The following is a 19,159-nucleotide window of genomic DNA, read 5'->3' as shown; positions in this document are numbered from 1 at the left end:
AAGGGTTCGGGTTACAGCAAATCTTCGAAACGCTGCTGTTTCTTTCTTGGGAATTCAATGACCTCGCGCTCCGCTACCGCTTGGTCGATCATTTCGCCGAAAGACACGAAACTCTCATAATGTTCCACCTTGTCCGTTTTCGGCTTCGTTTTAGGGTTGGCCGGCGTGAAGATCGTGCAGCAATCCTCATACGGCCGGATGGAGATATCGTAAGTTCCGATGGCTTGAGCCGTTTCGATGATTTCAAGTTTATCCTGTGCGATCAACGGGCGCAAAATCGGTGTCGTCGTCACGGCATTGATCGCCTGCAGGCTCTCAAGCGTCTGGCTGGCGACTTGGCCGAGGCTTTCGCCTGTGATGATCGCTTTGGCGTCAGTCTTTGCGCGCACCGCATCGGCTATGCGCATCATCATCCGGCGGGTCGAGGTCATCGTCATATTATCCGGGACTTGTTTATGGACTTCCTGCTGGATTTCCGTAAACGGGATGATGTGCAAAGTCACTGGCGATCCGAAGCCGCTCAATTTTTCCGCCAAATCCAGCACTTTCTCTTTTGCGCGCTCGGTCGTAAACGGCGGGCTGAAGAAATGGATCAGTTCAAGCCTTACGCCCCGCTTCAGCATATGATATCCGGCAACAGGGCTGTCGATGCCGCCTGACAGCATCAACAGCGCCCTGCCGCCTGCCCCGATCGGCAACCCGGCAGCCCCTTGTATCGTTTCAGCCATCATATAAGCGGCGTCTTGGCGAATTTCAACATTCAAGTCGATGTCGGGATTTTTCATCGCCACGGTCAGTTCCGGCGTGTTGCCGAGCACATGGCCGCCGATTGCGCGCATGATTTCAGGTTTTTCGTATGGGAAATCCTTATACGGCCTTTTGACGGAAACTTTGAAACTCTTGCCGGCCGTGTCCATTTTCCTGACGATCGACAAAGCGGTGTGTTTCATTTCATCCAGCTCCAGGCTGGTCTGCGTGACAGGGCTGAATGACTGGATGCCGAATACTTGGGGCAAGCGCTCCAAGACATTTTCCATGCCTTGTTCATCGTCGCAGAACAAGAACATCCTGTCGCGTTCGGCTTTGATGCGCAGCGCCGGGACGTCTGAGAATAAAGTCTGGATATTATTCCGGAGCCGCGAGATAAATGCTTTCCGGTTGCGGCCTTTTGTCGACAGCTCGCCATACCGGATGAGGATTTGATTGGTTTTCATGATGGTTCGACTCCTTTGATCGTTTGATGCGCTTTATGGAAACGTTTCTTCAGTTCTAGAATGTCTTCATGGGTGGTCATGGCGCCGAAGCTGATGCGGATCGTGCCGTCCCGGTATTCGCGCGGCAAGCCAATCGCTTCGATGACGTGGCTTGCTTGCTTGTTCCTGGAAGAGCAGGCACTCGAAGTGGAGACGATGACGCCTTCCTGTTGCAAGGCGCCGACCAAGGTCTCCCCGCGCGCGCCCTTAATCGCAATCGCAAGGATGTGCGGGGCTGCGCCGTTTGGGCTGACGATATAGATATCTTTGTATCCTGAAAAAAAGCTGCGCAATTCCGCGTTCCATTTTAAGTGATCAGGCTTTGGTGTGGCAAGGCGCAATGCTTTTGCCAGCGCCGCAGCGTTCGGTACCGAGACCGTCCCACTGCGAAGCCCGCCTTCTTGCCCACCGCCGAGCAGGAGCGGCTCGAGCTCCGCTTTATTGGCCGCTAGGACCCCGCTGTTCTTCAATCCGTGCAGCTTGTGCGCTGAGACGGTCAATAAATCCGGACGCTCCCCCTCGCTGAGCGGCAGTTTGCCAATGCCTTGCACAGCATCGACATGGAACAGCGCACGGTGATTCTCAAGCATGCTTCGGATACGTGCCAGCGGATGGAGCGTGCCGATTTCGTTATTGACCTGCATTATGCTGACGAGGATGGTATCTTCGCGAAGCGCCTGCTGTAATTCATCCAGGTTGATCGCCCCTTCGCGGTCAACCGGCAGCAGCGTGATTTCAAACCCTTCTTTTTCGAGTTGCTTTAACGGCTCCAGAACCGATGGATGTTCGGTCTTGCATGAGATGATGTGTCGGCCCTTTTCTTGATTGGCATAGGCCGCGCCGCGAAGCGCCAGGTTATTCGATTCAGTCCCGCCCGATGTGAAAATGACACGTTCGTATCCGAGCAGCCCCTTGATCTGGCTGCGCGCTGTCTCGAGCAGGTCTTCCGCTTCATTTCCTAAGCGGTGAAGCGATGCCGGATTCGCGAAATAGCGGCTGCTCGCCTTGACATAGGTTTCGAGCACTTGCGGGTCCGGTTCGGTCGTTGCGCTATTGTCCAAATAAATCATTGCCATCCCTCCGAAAAGAAAACCACCAGCTCATGTGCTGGTGGTTTCGTTATTTTCTTAGTCGTTTTCCTTCACGAGCACTTCGATGCGTTTCATCGAGCCGGGTTCGAAATTCTCGACAGCCGTCGCCGCTTCTTCGAGCGCTTTCGTATAGCGCATCTGGCGGAATGATTCTTCCGCTTCCAAAAGATTTGCGTGAAGCTGCGGATTCGTTTTCCGGTAACGGTTTCCGTATTGGATGATGCGCTCGACAAGCAAGACGTTTTCGATCATCTCTTTCGCTTTCGCCTCAACGTCTGTAATGCTTGTTTCTGCCTGTTCCATATAATTGTCGACGAGCTTCATATTAAGCGGCACTTCACGAAGCGCCCGCATCGCGACAAAGAGATGCTCTTCCGCTTCCTCCAGCCGCACATCCATGTCTTCCGGAATGCCCGGGATGTTCGCTTTATGGAGCATGCGGTCCGTCTCTTGAAGGCGGCGTCTCAATTCCTCTACATGGATGCGGGCTTTGTTTTCCTCGACACGTAAATTTTTCAACGCATCGGTGAAATCCATTTGCGTGGAATCGACGATCGTCAGGTCTTCACGGATATGCATCAACTCATCTTGCAGGCTTGAGTATGCGGATTGGTCTTCCTCGAGTCGATTCGCCAGAAGCTCGAAACGTTTCGACAACTGCTCGACTTTCTCGAGGCAGGTTTTCGGTATCGCCGCTTCCTGGTCCGTGATTTTATAGCTATGCTGCACATAACGGCTCTCTTCTTCCAGTTCCTGGGTGTCACGCGCTACGACTTGCAGATGGCGCTCCGTCTCCATCAAGTGCTGGTCGATATAATGCTTTGCCGCCACTTCTTTTTCCAAAAGGTCGTACATCGCATCGATACGGTCCTTGATTTCGTCGATTTGTTTCTTGCTATCGGTTACTTCAAGAGTCTCCAATTGTTTTTTCAATGCCGCAAGTTCTTGGTCGATTTCGTCCATTTTCTCGGTCAATCCCAGGTGATTGAGGTAATACGATTGCTCTTCCATTTCTTGCTTGCCTTGGCGCAATTGCGCAAGGTCCTGCGGGATCTTGTCATCGATTTCCGCCAGCATCATCGGGATATCGTCCACTAGCATGAAAGCTTCCGTGCTGTCTGCCGATAAATTGATCACTGTCTCACGCGCTCTCAAGTAATTGCCTTCATCGGTCAGCTGATCATATTCCTCGAAGCGCTGGACGAATGACTCCAAGCGTTTTTCAAGCGGGCCGGCAGCCGCCCCGTAGGAAGACTTGTGGGCGAGCAGATTTTTGCGCGCTCGCACGTATTTATCCTGGATCAGATCCATTTCGCTGCGATTTTTCTCTTCACTGCCGATCAGTTCATCCAGTTCAGAGAAAATAGTCGCAATTTGCTGGTCTGTATCATCTATTTTCACTTCAGCTTGTTTTTCGAGCTTGGAAGCTTTCGGGAAATTAAAGCGTTTGATCGATTCTTCTGCGTCATAGAGTGTTGCGTCTATTTTCGGGATGTCGACATCCATGATTTCGTTCCATTTATTGCGCCATCGCTCGAACATTTCCTCTGTCTGGCCATTCAAGTTCAATTGTTTCACTTTGGTAAGCTCTTCCATAATCGGTTTCTCTTTTAGTTGCAGTTTCAGTTGTTCCAGACGCTCGATTTCCGCATTGTGTTTTTTTCGAAACACCATGCCGATGATAAGCAGCGCCAATAGAATGATGACCGCAATGATGATATACTCCATCATAAGTCATTTAGCCCCCTGTTCCAAATACATTACCGGTTACATAAGTATATTTAATGATTCTTTTATTTTAACATGTATTCTACTCTTTTGTTTGCCAAATTAGAAGAAAACAGGGAATAATTTTATCAAATTGAAAAGATGGTGAACTTTATGCAAAAACGCGATGGCCACATCCATACCCCGTTCTGCCCTCACGGCACAAGCGACCCGTTCCGCGCCTATATCGAAAAGGCGGAAAAATCCGGGTTCACGGACATCAGCTTTACCGAACACGCTCCCTTGCCGGAAGGTTTTACGGATACGACGCCTGATCAAGATAGCGGCATGGGCTTGGCCGAATTGCCTGCGTATTTCAATGCACTGGAAGAGGCGAAAGCGCAATTTCCAGGAATGCGGATCCGTAGCGGGCTAGAAGTGGATTATATCCAAGGGTTCGAAAAACAGACAGCCGAACTGCTCGGGCAAGCCGGGACTGAACTGGAAGATGCCATCTTGTCGGTCCATTTCCTGCGCTGCCTTGACCGCTATATCTGTTTTGATTTCAGTGCAGGCGCTTTTATGGATCTCGCGAAAGACATGGGATCCGTGCAGGCTGTCTATGACTTGTATTACGATACCGTCGAAGCATCCATACTTGCGGATCTTGGCCCCCATAAACCGAAACGCATTGGGCATCCGACTCTATGCCATAAATTCCAGCATATCCATCGGGAACATATTGACGATGATGCCCGCATCCGCAAAATCCTCCGGATGATCAAAGAACACGGCTACGAACTGGACGTCAATTCCGCCGGCTTGTCGAAACCAGGCTGCCTGGAATTTTACCCGCCGCAGCCTTATATCGCTTATGCACGCGAACTCGGCATCCCGCTCGTCTTCGGTTCGGATGCCCACAGTGCTGAAGGCTTGCACAAATTCGCCGAACGCTTTTATACTGAACACTATTAAATAGAAACTTATAGAAACGAGATGATTCCATGTTTGCTACATCCACTTACAGCGGCACACGCGAAGAACAGTACAATCTGCTCAATAAACAACTGGATGCCCTGCTCGCAGGCGAACCGAACCGCATCGCCAATTTATCGAATGCTTCCGCACTGCTCGGCCAATTTCTCGACCGCATCAATTGGGTCGGATTCTATTTGATGGAAGACGGCGGGCTTGTCCTCGGGCCGTTCCAAGGCATGCCGGCTTGTGTCCGCATCCCCGTCGGAAAAGGCGTATGCGGCACGGCCATCGATAAGAACGAAACGATGGTGATCGAAGATGTCCACGCCTTCCCTGGACATATCGCTTGCGATGCCGCTTCCCGTTCGGAGATTGTGATCCCGCTCTTCAAAGACGGCGAAGCTTACGGCGTGCTCGACATCGACAGCCCGGAACTTGCCCGCTTCACGGAAGATGACCGCATCGGGCTCGAAAAATTTGCGGAAACATTGTTGAAGCATATCTAAACACAGAAGATCCCGGCAGATATCCTGCCGGGATCTTTTTTAGATTTCCTGCAAATTGGATTTGATGTGTGCGAAAGCCCGCTCGAGATCGGCCATGATATCCTCGACGTTCTCAAGCCCTACCGACAAGCGCACAAGTGAATCGCTGATGCCCATCCGCTCCCGCTCTTCCGGAGGGACAACCGCATGGGTCATCGTTGCCGGATGCTGGATCAAGGTTTCAGCATCCCCAAGGCTGACCGCGATTTTGATGAGCGATAATGCATTCAGGAACTCCTGGGCCTGTTTCTTTCCTCCTTCAAGTTCGAATGAGATCAACCCGCCTCCGCGGCGCATCTGGTCTTTGGCAATCGACGCTTGCGGATGCCCTGCGTCAAATGGATACAAAATGCGTTTGACCGCCTGTTCGCCATGAAGAAAGGCGACGACTTTTTCTGCGTTATCGATATGGCGGTCCATGCGCACGTGCAAGGTTTTCAAGCCGCGGATCAATAGCCAGGCATCGAAAGGCGACATGATGCCCCCGAAATCCTTCTGGACGGTCATGCGGATCAACTGCATCTCTTCTGCATCCGCGCCGACCAGCACACCGCCGATGACATCGCCGTGGCCATTCAAATATTTGGTGGCGCTGTGGAGCACGAAATCGGCTCCGAATTCAAGCGGGTTCTGCAAATACGGCGAGCTGAACGTGTTGTCGATGACTACCCGCAACCCATGTTTTTTGGCAGCTGCTTCAACCGCCCGCAAATTGACGAGTTCCATCGTCGGGTTGATCGGCGTTTCGACATAAATGACTGTCGTCTCGGGCCGGATTGCCTGTTCAATCTGCTATTCCGTCGTCATTGCGATAAGTGAATGCGTAATGCCGTACTTTTCCTCCATGATTTCCAATAAGCCGAATGTGCATCCATAAATACCGCGCGAACATAGGACATGGTCGCCGGCTTTAGTTAAATGAACCAGAATTGCACTGACAGCAGCCATCCCTGACCCGAATGCCAGCGCAGCCGCCCCTCCTTCAATCTCTGCCATGCGTTGTTCCAAGACGCGCACTGTCGGATTGCCGAGGCGCGAGTAGATATTGCCATCCTGTTCACCGGCAAAACGGGCTTCTCCCTGCTCGGCATTCGCGAACGAATACGTGGACGTCTGGTAAAGCGGCGTAGCAAGACTATCATGATGCACGGAACTGTCGTAGCCCTCATGGATGATGGCCGTTTCAAACTTCTTCTTTTGTTTCATCATTCATACACCCCTTAGACAAAATAGAAAGCGCTTACATTTACAGCTATCTCCATTTTACTCTGAGGATACCGAAAAAGAAAGCCTCATTTCTGTACTTCCCGCCCTTTACCCATTGACTCCTGCAGCCGATATCAGGTATACTAGCCTTTGTGTAAAATAATCGCAGCAGTTGTATGTGCGGGTTTGCCCATTTTGTTCCTCTGCGGAGGTGTATCGCGTAACTCTTGGCTGCTGAGCGAAGGTACATGAAAACAAAATGGCTTGCAGCATGAATACATCTGGTTTTTATTTTACTCTAAAAACCAAATCAGAGGAGGAGACTCATTATGTCTCGTTATACAGGTCCAGCATGGAAACTGTCACGTCGCCTTGGAATTTCTTTGAGCGGCACAGGTAAAGAACTCGAAAAACGCCCTTACGCACCAGGTCAACACGGTGCTAACCAACGCCGTAAAGTTTCTGAATACGGTTTGCAATTGCAAGAAAAGCAAAAGCTGCGCTTCATGTACGGAGTAAACGAACGCCAGTTCAAAACTTTGTTCAACAAAGCCGGCAAAATGGAAGGCAAACACGGTGAGAACTTCATGATCTTGCTTGAAACTCGCCTTGACAACGTCGTTTACCGCCTCGGCCTTGCGCGCACTCGCCGCCAAGCCCGCCAATTGGTAAACCACGGCCACATCCTTGTCGATGGCAAGCGTGTAGACATCCCGTCTTACAGCGTGAAACCAGGACAAACTATCGCATTCCGCGAAAAATCAAACAACCTTGACGTAGTCAACGAAGCGATCGAAGTGAACAGCTTCGTTCCAGAATACGTTTCAATCGACGCTGACAAAAAAGAAGGCACATTCGTACGTCTCCCAGAGCGCAGCGAATTGTCTGCTGAAATCAACGAACAATTGATCGTTGAGTTCTACTCACGTTAATGATTGACGAAAACCCTTCAGGTTCTCCTGGAGGGTTTTTTCGTGGCTATTTATAGCAGGCCGCCAGCCCGCTGTCTTCCAAAAGCCTGCCAGCCATTAAGAGCTTCTCCGCTTTCCAGCCTGTTGATGATTTTTTCAGCCGCCGCCTTAAGCGGGATTTCTCCTGTATTGACTTCAATATCATAGGTTTCGTTTTGGCGGTGGACAAACGCCAGTTGAGCCCGGCCTTGGCCGATTGTGCGGTCTCTCCTGTTTTTTTCACGCCGGTCGATTTCCTCTACAGGGCAATGAACTCCCACAAACAAGACAGGATAGCCCTTCAGCACGGATAGGAGGTGCGAAATCGTTTCTTCATCATGTAGAATTTGATCCACCACTAAATGGACCCCTTTATCCGAGAACATCCTGACGGCCTCATGAAAAAACACTTCCGTCGGAATCGGAATCAGCTTTTCCGTGTTGCGGTCTTCCATTTTTTCGATTACCAAGTCAAAGTCATCGATACTTAAATGAAAGTAACTCTCCAGCTGATAAGCTAATTCTTTCGCCAAGCTCGACTTTCCAGAACTCGAGACCCCATTCAATAAAATAATCTTTCCTGCATCCACCGTTCCCTCTCCCTTCTCAATCAAGCCGGATCCACGTTCTTAACTGTGCCGTCCTATGCCTGATAAATAGTTTAAGCTTATCGATTGAAAATCGCCAGCTCTTGCCGTTCCGTCGATTCCTCCTCCAAGCTATGCTACACTGTAGCCATATAAAGGAGGCATCTTTATGAGAATCGTATCCATATGCCCTAGCAATACCGAGTTGCTCGCTTTTTTGAATGCCGATCATTTGCTGGTCGGCGTCGATGATTATTCCGACTGGCCGAAGAGCATCGAACGGCTTCCGCGCCTCGGCCCGGACCTATCCATACGAATGGATGAAGTCGAAGCCTTGGCGCCGGACCTTGTATTGGCATCGCTCAGCGTGCCCGGCATGGAAAAAAATATCGAAGAGCTCGAAAAACGCAACATTCCGCACCTCATCCTGGACCCGCAATCACTCGCCGACATCCGCCACGACCTGGAAACGGTGGCCGAAGCCATCCATTTCGACAGCGCGGCGGTCCTCGCGGAATATGACGCCGCTATCGCTGAACTGAAAAGACGCGGCGACAGCACATCTTCCTCGCCTTCCTTGTACTGGGAATGGTGGCCGAAACCGGTCTTCACTCCGGGAGGCGTCAATTGGCTCAGTGAAATCAGCCGGCTTGTCGGCGCCCACAATTGTTTCGAGGACGAGGAAACCGCGAACATCCAAACCGACTGGGAAGCCGTGAGAAAACGCGAGCCGGACTTCATCCTCCTCGCTTGGGTCGGCATCATGACCTCGAAAGTAAAGCCGGAACTCGTACTGAAACGCCCGGACTGGCAATCGATGAAAGCGATCGAACACATCCACGTCATGGAAGAGGCTTTGTTCTGCCGGCCGTCGCCACGGCTGATCGAAGGGGCGATCAAGCTCGGCAAGCTTGTCCATCCACAAGCTTTCGAAGACTTCCCGCTCCCATCCTTCATCAAGGAAAAGCAATCACATGCATAAATCTGGGACATCCAAAACCCCGCAGCGCCATTAAAGCGCTGCGGGGTTTTTGGGTGCGGATCATCAGAGCCGGTCGCGTCCTGGCCCGGCATCACCGCGGATATTCGTTGAGCGTTCCGTACCGATCAACGGATCTTCCTTTTCCGTAAATCTGTCCACGTCATTGCGGTCAGGCTGCTTCGCCCCATCCTCTTCCACCAAGACGAGTATCCGCCCTTCCTTGAACTGGTCTTCATAGCCTTTTGCTTCATCTTCCGGCACGCCGAGGCCGATCAAGGCACCGGCTATCCCGCCTACGCCTGCTCCTGCCGCTGCGCCTGTCAGGCCGGCTGCAATCGGCCCGGCTGCGACAATTGGGCCGATGCCAGGAATCGCCAATGCCCCGAGTCCCGCCAAGACGCCGCCGAGACCGCCTAATGCTCCGCCCGTAGCAGCTCCGGCAGCGGCTCCTTCACCGGCCTGTGTTCCGGTTTCTTCTGTTACGCGCTCTACGTCACCTTTATCTTTACTGATAACTGAAATATCTTCGTCGCGGTAGCCTTGCCGCTGAAGATCTTCAATGACTTCCACCGCTTCCATTTCCGTACCGTATGCTCCGACCACTCGTGACATGTTACTCGTCCTCCATTTCATGTTTGGGAATCCTGTTCATATATCTTAGTGAATATGTTTCCCCATCGAAGATGTGCTAAACATTCCGTAACCTCAAGAAAACACCGCCAGCAAAGGCTGGCGGTGTCAGTGTTTAAACGAAATGGATCATATGGTATTTCTTTTTGCCGCGGCGGACGATCGCAAATTCATCATCCAACCGGTCTTTATCATCGACAACGTATTCAAGGTCACGGATTTTTTCGCCATTGATGGAAATCGCGCCATTCGTGATATCCTCGCGCGCTTGGCGTTTTGAAGGCGACACTTTGCCATCAACGATCAAATCGACGATCGGCTTCGCTTGTTTTGGCATCTCGACCGAAGGAACGTCTTTGAAAGCCGCCTTCATTTCACCTGCGCTCAAGCTTTTCAAGTCACCGCTGAACAAGGCTTTCGTGATGCGCTGTGCGTCCAGAAGCGCCTCTTCCCCGTGGATGAGCTTGGTCATTTCCTCGGCGAGGACGGTTTGCGCTTTTCTGAGGTGCGCTTCCGTTTCAACGCTTTTCTCAAGTGCTTCGATTTCCTGTCTTTCGAGGAACGTGAAGATCTTCAAGTATTTGACGACATCCGCATCGGCCGTGTTGATCCAGAACTGGTAAAACTCATATGGCGAAGTCTTTTTCGCATCGAGCCACACGGCACCGCCCGCCGTCTTGCCGAACTTCGTGCCGTCCGCTTTCGTCACGAGCGGGATGGTGATGCCGAACGCTTTCGTTTCTTCCTCGTGCGTCTTGCGGATCACTTCAAGGCCTGAAGTGATATTGCCCCACTGGTCCGACCCGCCGATCTGAACGCGGCAATTGTATTCGTTGTATAAATGGTTAAAGTCGATCGCCTGGATCAAGGTGTAGGAGAACTCCGTGAACGAGATCCCGCCTTCTAGACGTGAGGCGACAGAGTCTTTCGCCAGCATATAATTGATGGAAATCAATTTACCGTAATCGCGCAGGAATTCGATGACGCTCATGCCGCCGATCCAGTCCCGGTTATTGACCATTTTCGCACCGTTTTCCGTCTTGAAATCAAAAATCTGCTCCATCTGTTTTTTGATCGATTCGACATTGCGGTCGATCTGTTCCGTCGACTGCAATTGGCGTTCTTCGTTGCGTCCGGATGGGTCGCCGATCATGCCGGTTGCGCCTCCAACCAAAAGGATCGGGCGGTGCCCATGCATCTGGAAACGGCGCAAAGTCAAAAGCGGCACGATATGGCCGATGTGCATGCTGTCAGCCGTCGGGTCAACTCCGCAATATAAGGAAATCTTCTCTTTCTCCAGTAGATCCGCCATTCCTTCTTCGTCTGTTTGCTGGTACATAAGCCCACGCCAGTTTAAATCCTCGATCAATGCATTCGTCATGTAAATTTCCTCCCTTGTTCTGCTTCACTTGATTGCCGGGACACAAAAAAGCCCCTGCATGGAATTCATGCAGGGACGCATATGCGCGGTACCACCCAGCTTGGAGGACGCATCCCCCCACTCGAATGTGCCAGACGGGGCACTTCCGCAAACTCCAGGCCTGTAATTCGGCGCATGCATTTTGGCCGGTTCGCAGCTTCCACCGGCTCTCTGGTTTCAAAATCGCATGCCCTACTGCGGGCCGTTCTCCGTTTGATTATGAAGATTCTATTATGTAGTGTACTTGAATCCTAAAGATTGTCAATATCTTTCGTTTCAATTATCGGATTATGCTATAATGGAAAAGATTTTTAGGAGGGGGATAATGTGCAAGATAAATTTAGAAGATGGTTAGTGAAAGCAGAGGAAACAACCGATAGATGGACTTCCCATAAATGGTTCAGGCGATTTAAAATCACCACGGGCGTCATTTGGAATTTGGCAATCATTCTGGCTATTATACTGGTGGCAGGCGGCGTATTTGCCGCATCGGCAGGAGCCGGGTACTTCGCTTCACTGGTAGATGAAGAACAATTGCGAACCGAAGAGGAAATGCTGTCGGACATCTATAGCTACGAAGAAACTTCCCAATTGTATTTCGCCGACAATACGTACCTCGGCAAATTGCAGACCGACCTGGACCGCGAGGAGACGACTTTGGAAGATGTTTCCGATGTCGCCATCGATGCTGTCTTGGCGACAGAAGATGAGTATTTCTTCGAACACGAAGGCATTGTCCCGAAAGCGATCATGCGCGGCTTGTTCCAGGATGTCTCCAATTCGGACAGCCAATCGGGCGGATCGACCTTGACACAGCAATTGATTAAAAACCAGATTTTGACAAATGAAGTGTCTTACGAACGGAAAGCGAAAGAAATCCTCTTGGCGATGCGCCTTGAGAAATTCATGAACAAAGAAGACATCATGGAAGCTTATTTGAATATCATCCCTTATGGGCGGAACTCAGCGGGCACAAATATCGCCGGGATTGAGACGGCAGCTAAGGGGATATTCGATGTGCCGGCAAGCGAGTTGAATTTGCCGCAAGCGGCATTCATCGCCGGGATCCCGAAAGCGCCTTTCAGCTACACGCCATATACCAATAGAGGTAAACTAAAAGATGAAGCGGGGCTTGAACCTGGCCTTAATCGCATGAAAACGGTACTTTACCGCATGCTCGAAACGGGATATATAACAGAAGCCGAGTATGAAGAAGCTTTGGCTTATGATATCGTCTCAAGCTTCAGAACTGGCGAAACCCGTTCCTACGATGATTATCCGTTTGTCACTGCAGAACTTGAAAAACGTGCCACCCGCATCATCATGGATGTGTTGGCAGAGCAAAACGGCGTAGATCCTGAAACGCTGAACCAAGACCAAAACCTCTACGAGGAATATGCGATTCTTGCCGATCGTGCTGTACGCTCGAACGGCTACCGCATCCATTCCAGCATCAACAAAGAACTCTATATTGCACAGGAAAAAACGCAGAAAGCCTATCAAGGATACGGAACGACCTTATCCGAGGATTATATTGATGAAGACGGCGAAACACAAACCCGCCAGCTGCCGGTGCAAGTCGGCAGTGTCACCTTGGAAAATGACACCGGCCGGATCTTGAGCTTTATCGGCGGGCGTGATCACGAAATCGAGAACTTGAATCACGCGACGCAAGCCTACCGCTCGATCGGATCGACGGTGAAGCCATTGCTCGTCTACGGACCGGCTCTGGAAAATGGCGTGATCGGCGCCGGCAGCCCGGTTGTCGATGTGAAGTTCACCATGAACGACAACGGCAATACCTATGAACCGACAAACTTCATCCCTACAAGTGAACAAGGCATCATGCCGGCTCGCGATGCACTCGCACAGTCACAGAACCTTCCCGCTTTGCGTTTATTTGCGCAAATGCGTGATGAAATGCCGATTCAATACATGATCGATAACGGCTTCTCGCGTGTAGATGAAAACGATAGCGTCGTATCAGCTGCACTTGGCGGCGGTATCGAAGGATCCGTTGAAGAAGTCGCCAATGCCTATGCCACCTTAGCAAACGGCGGCAAGCATATGGAAACGACGATGATCGATAAAATCGAAGATGCAGACGGCAATGTCATTTATGAACACGAAACTGAAGCGAAAGACGTGTTCACGCCTCAAGCTTCTTATGTATTGACCGATATGCTGCGCGACGTCTTCAAGACAGACCGCGGTACAGCCAACCGTGCAAACGGCATGCTGAAGTTCAATGCGGATTTCGCGGGCAAGACGGGAACCACCCAACAAACACGCGATGTCTGGCTCGTCGGCTATAACCCTAACATCACGATGGGTGTCTGGCTCGGCTACGACAAAGAGAAATACTCTCTAGATAATTTCCGGAACCAGAACTTGCAGCCATCCGTCCGAGTCAACCAATTATGGGCGAATTTGATGAATACAACCTATGATGTAGCCCCTGACGCTATCGGTTCGGGAGACAAGTTCCAGGAACCGGAAGGCGTTGTCACCCGCTCATTCTGCGGAATCTCAGGCTATGCACCGAGCGAGGCTTGTAAAAAAGCAGGCCTAGTCCGTTCCGACTTGTTCATCGCTGACATCATGACGCCAAAAGATGGCGATGACAGCTTGAGCAGCGGATCGTATACAACCATCAACGGCAAACGCTATGCCGCCCTATCGAATACGCCAAGTGAATTTGTATCAGGCGGCGGCCTCGGCGTTTCAGAAGAATACGTCGATCGTATGCTCGCACCATTCGGCGGTGACGCCAGCAAATTATTCCCAGGCAACTCCAGGTTCAGCAATGTCGTTTCCAGCGCCAAATTTGACGCAGACAGTGCAGCACCTGCACCGGTCGGAACATCGATCAATGGACGCACGATCACTTGGAGCGATTCCGCATCCAATGATGTCGTCGGCTACCGCGTTTTCCGCGGCGGCAGCAGAGTCGCTTCTGTTTCCGAATCGAGCAGCAACTCCTATAGCGCATCTGGCCCTGGGACGTACACTGTCGTCGCTGTAGACATTACCGGCCGCCAATCGTCAGCTTCCAATGGCGTGACCATTGAAGCGCCGAAACCAGAACCGAAACCAGAACCAAAGTCGGAACCGGAGAAAGAAGAAGCGCCGGCTCCATCACAAGAAACCGAAAGACAGGAGCCGGAAGAAAAACCGGCCGAGGAAGAACCGGAAGAGGAAACTCCAGCTCCGGAAGAACCGGAAGAAGAGGAAGAAGCTCCGCCTGAAGAACCGGAGGAACCTGAAGAACCGGAAGAACCAACAGAACCTGACACCGAAGCTCCGGAAAGTGAAGAAGACGCAGCATAACGAAAGCCCCTCTGCTAAATGCAGAGGGGCTTTTTTTAGTCTTCCATGGTGGACAAGTCGCCAGTCGGCAAATCCAACTCCCAAGCTTTCAGGACACGGCGCATGATTTTACCGCTCCGTGTTTTCGGCAGCTTGTCTTTGAATTCGATTTCACGCGGCGCTGCGTGTGCGGCCAATTCTTTCTTGACGAATTGCCGGATGTCTTCGATCAGCTCATCGGAAGGCTCTTGGCCTTCTACCAGCGCGACAAATGCCTTGATGATTTCCCCGCGCACAGGATCGGGCTTACCGATGACCCCCGCTTCTGCGACTGCCGGATGCTCGAGCAGCTTGCTTTCCACTTCGAACGGGCCGACGCGTTCGCCTGAAGTCATGATGACATCATCGACTCTTCCCTGGAACCAGAAATATCCGTCTTCGTCCATATAGGCCGAGTCACCGGATACATACCACTCGTCATTCAAGAAGTAGGAATCGTACTTCTGCGGATTGTTCCAGATTTGGCGCATCATGGATGGCCAGCCTTTTTTGATTGCCAGGTTGCCCATTTGGTTAGGTGGCAGCTCATTGCCTTGATCATCGACGATCGCCGCTTTGACGCCCGGAACAGGCTTGCCCATCGAACCAGGCTTAATCGCCATCGAAGGGTAATTGCAGATGACTTGCGCGCCTGTTTCCGTCATCCACCACGTATCGTGGATGCGTTTATCGAACACTTGCGCTCCCCATTTGACGACTTCCGGGTTAAGCGGCTCGCCGACAGACAGCACATGGCGCAATGTCGATAAATCATATTCTTTCACCAGTGCATCGCCTGCCCCCATCAGCATACGGAACGCAGTCGGCGCACTGTACCAGATTGTGACGCCGAAATCTTCGATCGCTTGATACCAAGCATCAGGTGAAAAACGCCCCCCTAGTATGACCGTAGTGACACCATTCAGCCACGGGGAGAACACGCCGTAAGCTGTCCCTGTCACCCAACCAGGGTCGGCGGTGCACCAATAGATATCCTGCTCCTGGAAATCAAGCACCCATTTGCCGGTCTGGTATTGTTGCACCATCGCATATTGTGCATGCAGCACGCCTTTCGGCTTCCCGGTAGATCCCGACGTATAATGAAGCACCAATCCGTCTTCTTTATCGAGCCATTCAACATCGAATTTATCTGAGCAGGAGTGTAGATGCTTCAGCACATCGATATGGCCTTCACTTTCCCCTTCCTCTCCGACAATGAAGATCGTCTTCAGATTCGGAAGGCGGTCTTTCGGGATACGCGGAAGCAATTCCGGTGTGGTGATGATCGATTTCGCATCACTATCGTCCAGGCGGTCATAGATGGCCCCTTCCATGAATGCTTCAAATAACGGCCCGACGATCAGGCCCATCTTCAAAGCCCCGAACATGAGGAAATACAGTTCAGGCGAACGCGGCATGAAAATGAAGATGCGGTCGCCTTTTTCCAAGTCGGAATGTGATTTCAACAAATTCGCCGCACGATTGGTCATGCGTTTCATCTCATAGAATGTGTAGGTCTCATGGCGATGCTGGTCTTTATAATAGAGAGCGACTTTGTTCTTGCGGTCCGATTCAGCATGACGGTCAATCGCCTCATGGGCCATATTGATTTTACCGGTTTTGGACCAGCTGAACTCTTTTTCAACTTCCGACCAATCGAAACTCGCCGACTGCTCTTCGTAATTATGTAAATGATGCTCCCCTGGTTTTGCTGGTAACGCTTCCACTTTCACATAAATCACCCTTTCCCTTTGTTTCTCTATATTCTACATCAACCTGGAAGGGAAATGCTAATAATTTTAATTCTTTAGAAAATACGGTGTATTTACCCAAGCAACTTTCTTTTCCGGATGCCCTTCATGTATAATGAAGCTAATTGCAACCACAGGCGGTGAAATGATGGAACATAAGAAGACGTACAATGCGATGGAATTGAAAACGAAACACGGGCCCCTCATCATCGAAGGCCCAGTCCCCTCCAAGGAATTGAAAGAGCTTGACTTCCACGAGGGCTTGGTCGCTTTCCGCCCACCGGAACAGCAGCATAAAGCCATTACGGAAATTGCGGATTTGCCGGAAGGGCGCATTCTGATTGCACGCGACCGGAATACCATTGTCGGTTATGTAACATATCTCTACCCGGATCCTCTTGAACGGTGGTCCGAGGGGAAAATGGATAACTTGATTGAGCTTGGGGCAATCGAAGTCATCCCGAAATACCGTGGTGCCGGCGTCGGCAAAGCCTTGCTCCAAGTATCGATGATGGACGATGCCTTCAATGACTTTATCGTCATCACGACAGAATATTATTGGCATTGGGATTTAAAGGGCACCGGGCTGAATGTTTGGGAATACCGCAAGATAATGGAAAAGATGATGCAAGCTGGAGGGCTGGAATATTTCGCGACGGATGATCCCGAAATCAGCTCCCATCCGGCCAATACGCTGATGGCGCGCATCGGTTCCCGCGTCGATACCGAGTCGATCCAAAAATTCGACCAGCTGCGTTTCATGAACCGCTACATGTACTGATTACTGAAGGGGTGCTTATATGTTAGTAGAAGAAATCATGAAAAAGGATGTTTTCACATTGCGCTCAGACCAGACCGTACAGGATGTGCTGGATCTGTTCGAGGAAAAACGGATCCGCCACGCCCCCATCGTTGATGACGGGAAAGTCGTCGGGATCGTAACCGACCGCGATTTGAAAGACGCGTTGCCTTCCATGTTTACGGTGACGCCAAAAGTGAATCCTTACGAGAAGAAAGTTTCGGAAATCATGACAGCAAATCCGATCATAGCCCATCCGCTGGATTTCGTCGAAGAGATCGCTTTGGTATTCTATGAGAATAAAATCGGCTGCCTGCCGGTCGTCAGCCAAAATGAACTCGTCGGCTTCCTGACCGAAACCGACCTGCTCTATACCTATATCGAATTGACCGGTGCGCATCAGCCCGGATCCCAAATCGAAATCAAAGTGCCAAACCGTTCAGGCGCACTCTACGAAGTGAGCAAAGTGTTCTATGAGCACAAGGTCAATGTATTGAGTGTCCTTGTCTACCCGGACCGGGAAGACAATTCCAATAAGATTTTAGCGTTCCGCATCAAGACGATGAACCCCATTTCCATCATTGAAGATTTGCGCAAAGAAGGTTTCGATGTCCTATGGCCGAATCTTATGCAGGAATGAAAAAGCACGCCGTCTTCATCTATTCAGAAGATCAATTGGGGTATAAATTTTCTGAAACGCATCCGTTCAACCAAAAACGCCTTATCCTAACGATCGATTTACTCAGGGAAATGGACGCCCTTCCAGAGGAATTGATCGTGCCCGCACGGACTGCAACGGATGAAGAATTACTGCTGGCACATGACCAGCGCTATATCGATATCGTCAAAAAAGCGAGCCGAGGCGAAATCACGCCGGAAGCAGGAGAAGGCTATGGCATCGGGACGGACGATACGCCGATTTTCGAAAATATGCACGAGGCGAGTGCCCGCTTGGTCGGCGGCACACTGACCGCAGTCGATCAAGTGATGGAAGGCAAAGCCGAACATGCCTTGAATCTTGGCGGCGGCCTCCATCACGGTTTCCGCGGAAAGGCCTCGGGCTTCTGCATCTATAACGACAGTTCGGTCGCCATCCATTATCTAAAGGAAAAATACAACGCGCGTGTCCTGTATATCGATACGGATGCGCATCACGGTGACGGGGTGCAATGGTGTTTTTATGACGACCCCGAAGTATGTACGGTGTCGATCCACGAAACGGGCCGCTACTTATTCCCTGGCACAGGCAATATCAATGAGCGTGGCAGTGGCCAAGGCTACGGCACTTCATTCAACTTCCCGATTGATGCATTCACGGAAGATGAATCGTTCCTGGATATCTACCGGACCGCAATGCGTGAGATTGTTGAACATTTCAAACCGGATGTCATTTTAAGCCAAAATGGCGCCGATGCACATTATCTGGATCCCTTGACACACCTGAGCAGCACGATGGAAATTTACCGTGAAATCCCGAAGATCGCCCATGAACTGGCGCATGAGTTCTGCGAGGGCAAGTGGATCGCTGTCGGCGGTGGCGGTTATGATATTTGGCGGGTCGTGCCACGCGCCTGGTCGCTTCTATGGATGGAAATGAACAACTATCCACTGCCTCACGGGAAATTGCCGGAAGCATGGCTGAAGCGCTGGCAACCGGAATCGCCCGTCCCTTTGATCGAGACATGGGAAGATCCGGAAAACATGTACAAACCGATTCCAAGAAAAGCGGAAATCACCGAAAAAAACCAACAAATGCTGGATAAGGCACTATACATGATCCGCAATCAATAAACGACAACTTATTTAGTCGGAATATTCCGCAGTTTGCATCATAAAACCGCCCTTGCGACGGGATTGAACTCAATCCTGAAGCAAGGGCGGTTTTCCTGCTGGACATGGTTTGCCCATAGCG

15 protein-coding genes and 1 pseudogene are annotated in these 19,159 nt (G+C 51.0%); 8 read left to right on the top strand and 8 right to left on the bottom strand.

What is annotated here, in order from left to right:
- Window positions 1-11: 11 nt before the first annotated feature.
- From thiI to ezrA, 3 genes are read right to left on the bottom strand one after another with little or no spacing between them, the layout of a single operon-like run.
- Window positions 12-1,214 (bottom strand): tRNA uracil 4-sulfurtransferase ThiI, encoded by a 1,203-nt coding sequence (gene thiI, locus BBI15_RS06690; protein WP_068868848.1) that lies wholly within the window; start codon window positions 1,212-1,214, stop codon window positions 12-14.
- Complete coding sequence (locus BBI15_RS06685; protein WP_068868847.1) at window positions 1,211-2,323, bottom strand: cysteine desulfurase family protein; 1,113 nt, start codon at window positions 2,321-2,323, stop codon at window positions 1,211-1,213. Before BBI15_RS06685 ends, thiI begins: the two co-directional genes overlap by 4 nt.
- A gap of 57 nt (window positions 2,324-2,380) precedes the next feature.
- Window positions 2,381-4,075 carry a septation ring formation regulator EzrA gene (gene ezrA / locus BBI15_RS06680; protein ID WP_068868846.1) on the bottom strand — a complete coding sequence of 565 codons (1,695 nt, stop codon included), beginning with the start codon at window positions 4,073-4,075 and terminating at the stop codon, window positions 2,381-2,383.
- 150 nt (window positions 4,076-4,225) lie between these two features.
- Here ezrA and hisJ point away from each other — a divergent pair, with 150 nt between their 5' ends.
- Together hisJ and BBI15_RS06670 are read left to right on the top strand one after the other, a co-directional pair.
- Window positions 4,226-5,026 (top strand): histidinol-phosphatase HisJ, encoded by an 801-nt coding sequence (gene hisJ, locus BBI15_RS06675; RefSeq protein ID WP_068868845.1) that lies wholly within the window; start codon window positions 4,226-4,228, stop codon window positions 5,024-5,026.
- A gap of 29 nt (window positions 5,027-5,055) precedes the next feature.
- Window positions 5,056-5,535: a GAF domain-containing protein gene (locus BBI15_RS06670; RefSeq protein WP_068868844.1), complete on the top strand. Its 480-nt coding sequence runs from the start codon at window positions 5,056-5,058 to the stop codon at window positions 5,533-5,535.
- Window positions 5,536-5,574: 39 nt separating this feature from the next.
- On the opposite strand, the pseudogene megL reads toward BBI15_RS06670, so the two are convergent.
- Window positions 5,575-6,783: pseudogene (gene megL / locus BBI15_RS06665) on the bottom strand (methionine gamma-lyase).
- Window positions 6,784-7,109: 326 nt separating this feature from the next.
- On the opposite strand from megL, the gene rpsD reads away from it, so the two are divergent.
- Window positions 7,110-7,712: a 30S ribosomal protein S4 gene (gene rpsD / locus BBI15_RS06660; protein WP_068488533.1), complete on the top strand. Its 603-nt coding sequence runs from the start codon at window positions 7,110-7,112 to the stop codon at window positions 7,710-7,712.
- Between the two features lie 50 nt (window positions 7,713-7,762).
- Here rpsD and BBI15_RS06655 read toward each other — a convergent pair whose 3' ends face one another.
- Window positions 7,763-8,320 carry a chloramphenicol phosphotransferase CPT family protein gene (locus BBI15_RS06655; RefSeq protein WP_068868843.1) on the bottom strand — a complete coding sequence of 186 codons (558 nt, stop codon included), beginning with the start codon at window positions 8,318-8,320 and terminating at the stop codon, window positions 7,763-7,765.
- A 166-nt stretch (window positions 8,321-8,486) separates the two neighbouring features.
- Between BBI15_RS06655 and BBI15_RS06650 the strand changes: the two genes are divergently transcribed.
- A complete protein-coding gene (locus tag BBI15_RS06650; protein ID WP_068868842.1) occupies window positions 8,487-9,299 on the top strand; it encodes a cobalamin-binding protein in 813 nt (270 codons plus the stop codon).
- A 63-nt stretch (window positions 9,300-9,362) separates the two neighbouring features.
- Here the strand turns inward: BBI15_RS06650 and BBI15_RS06645 are convergent, their stop codons facing one another.
- Window positions 9,363-9,911 (bottom strand): general stress protein, encoded by a 549-nt coding sequence (locus BBI15_RS06645; RefSeq protein ID WP_068868841.1) that lies wholly within the window; start codon window positions 9,909-9,911, stop codon window positions 9,363-9,365.
- A 133-nt stretch (window positions 9,912-10,044) separates the two neighbouring features.
- Window positions 10,045-11,310 carry a tyrosine--tRNA ligase gene (gene tyrS / locus BBI15_RS06640; protein WP_068868840.1) on the bottom strand — a complete coding sequence of 422 codons (1,266 nt, stop codon included), beginning with the start codon at window positions 11,308-11,310 and terminating at the stop codon, window positions 10,045-10,047.
- A gap of 366 nt (window positions 11,311-11,676) precedes the next feature.
- On the opposite strand from tyrS, the gene BBI15_RS06635 reads away from it, so the two are divergent.
- Entirely contained in the window at window positions 11,677-14,679 is a 3,003-nt protein-coding gene (locus BBI15_RS06635; RefSeq protein WP_068868839.1) for a transglycosylase domain-containing protein, read from the top strand.
- Between the two features lie 35 nt (window positions 14,680-14,714).
- Here BBI15_RS06635 and acsA read toward each other — a convergent pair whose 3' ends face one another.
- Window positions 14,715-16,430, bottom strand: coding sequence for an acetate--CoA ligase (acsA, locus tag BBI15_RS06630; RefSeq protein ID WP_068868838.1), 1,716 nt, complete (start codon window positions 16,428-16,430; stop codon window positions 14,715-14,717).
- A 166-nt stretch (window positions 16,431-16,596) separates the two neighbouring features.
- Between acsA and BBI15_RS06625 the strand changes: the two genes are divergently transcribed.
- Genes BBI15_RS06625 through BBI15_RS06615 form a run of 3 tightly spaced genes read left to right on the top strand, consistent with a single transcriptional unit; the run spans window position 16,597 to window position 19,038 of the window.
- Window positions 16,597-17,229, top strand: a complete 633-nt coding sequence (locus BBI15_RS06625) for a GNAT family N-acetyltransferase (protein WP_068868837.1) — start codon at window positions 16,597-16,599, stop codon at window positions 17,227-17,229.
- A gap of 19 nt (window positions 17,230-17,248) precedes the next feature.
- Window positions 17,249-17,887: an acetoin utilization AcuB family protein gene (locus BBI15_RS06620; protein WP_068868836.1), complete on the top strand. Its 639-nt coding sequence runs from the start codon at window positions 17,249-17,251 to the stop codon at window positions 17,885-17,887.
- Window positions 17,863-19,038 carry an acetoin utilization protein AcuC gene (locus BBI15_RS06615; protein ID WP_405312332.1) on the top strand — a complete coding sequence of 392 codons (1,176 nt, stop codon included), beginning with the start codon at window positions 17,863-17,865 and terminating at the stop codon, window positions 19,036-19,038. The genes BBI15_RS06620 and BBI15_RS06615 overlap by 25 nt, the downstream gene beginning before the upstream one ends.
- Window positions 19,039-19,159 lie beyond the last annotated feature (121 nt).

Source organism: Planococcus plakortidis (assembly GCF_001687605.2).
Lineage (GTDB): Bacteria > Bacillota > Bacilli > Bacillales_A > Planococcaceae > Planococcus > Planococcus plakortidis.
Note: the sequence above shows the minus strand (reverse complement) of the source record. Positions and strands in the feature narration are given on the sequence as shown.

Bases quoted from the DNA above. Each gene is read 5' to 3' on its own strand.
- thiI (WP_068868848.1), bottom strand. From the start codon at position 1,214: ATGAAAACCAATCAAATCCTCATCCGGTATGGCGAGCTGTCGACAAAA.
- BBI15_RS06685 (WP_068868847.1), bottom strand. From the start codon at position 2,323: ATGATTTATTTGGACAATAGCGCAACGACCGAACCGGACCCGCAAGTG.
- ezrA (WP_068868846.1), bottom strand. From the start codon at position 4,075: ATGATGGAGTATATCATCATTGCGGTCATCATTCTATTGGCGCTGCTT.
- hisJ (WP_068868845.1), top strand. From the start codon at position 4,226: ATGCAAAAACGCGATGGCCACATCCATACCCCGTTCTGCCCTCACGGC.
- BBI15_RS06670 (WP_068868844.1), top strand. From the start codon at position 5,056: ATGTTTGCTACATCCACTTACAGCGGCACACGCGAAGAACAGTACAAT.
- rpsD (WP_068488533.1), top strand. From the start codon at position 7,110: ATGTCTCGTTATACAGGTCCAGCATGGAAACTGTCACGTCGCCTTGGA.
- BBI15_RS06650 (WP_068868842.1), top strand. From the start codon at position 8,487: ATGAGAATCGTATCCATATGCCCTAGCAATACCGAGTTGCTCGCTTTT.
- BBI15_RS06645 (WP_068868841.1), bottom strand. From the start codon at position 9,911: ATGTCACGAGTGGTCGGAGCATACGGTACGGAAATGGAAGCGGTGGAA.
- tyrS (WP_068868840.1), bottom strand. From the start codon at position 11,310: ATGACGAATGCATTGATCGAGGATTTAAACTGGCGTGGGCTTATGTAC.
- BBI15_RS06625 (WP_068868837.1), top strand. From the start codon at position 16,597: ATGGAACATAAGAAGACGTACAATGCGATGGAATTGAAAACGAAACAC.
- BBI15_RS06620 (WP_068868836.1), top strand. From the start codon at position 17,249: ATGTTAGTAGAAGAAATCATGAAAAAGGATGTTTTCACATTGCGCTCA.
- BBI15_RS06615 (WP_405312332.1), top strand. From the start codon at position 17,863: ATGGCCGAATCTTATGCAGGAATGAAAAAGCACGCCGTCTTCATCTAT.